Genomic DNA, 462 nt, shown 5'->3' on the forward strand with positions numbered 1-462 from the left:
AAGAGAGTTCATTAAAACCTCCATATCTATCTGGATATACTCTGTACCTTTCTTGATTCTGCCATCTTGAAAATAATCAGGGGTAGGATTTTTTTGATAAATACGAGTATTCGATTTGATACGTGAGATATAGTAAGCCTTTTTCTCTTGTATATGTTGAAGATCTTTCAAATGGAAATAGCCTAAATCTCGGATACATAAATCATTTGCTGTAACAGTTGGGACACACAGGGAACCGTAGGTTCGATCATGTTGTTTACCTGGACCTGTATGAATATGAAGGAATTGACCACTTAATAGATCATACTCAAGCTGAATCTTCACCCCCGCTGTATGGCTGCATCCTCCTGCACCTGGATAAACGGATGAAAAGGGATCTGGGAGTTGAAATGCAGTTGAATCTAAAATACGGATACGCTTGAAAATAGAAGTATATGGAGAAGAAATTGGCATAGATAAGGC

General features: G+C 37.9%; 1 protein-coding gene. It reads right to left on the minus strand.

The window, feature by feature from the left end:
* A partial coding sequence (locus HFD78_RS29070) for an IS4 family transposase (protein ID WP_191968150.1) occupies positions 1–462 on the minus strand: 462 nt, incomplete at both ends.

The sequence above is a fragment of the Bacillus sp. EKM501B genome (genome assembly GCF_011800505.1).
GTDB classification, from domain to species: Bacteria; Bacillota; Bacilli; order Bacillales; family Bacillaceae_G; genus Bacillus_A; species Bacillus_A cereus.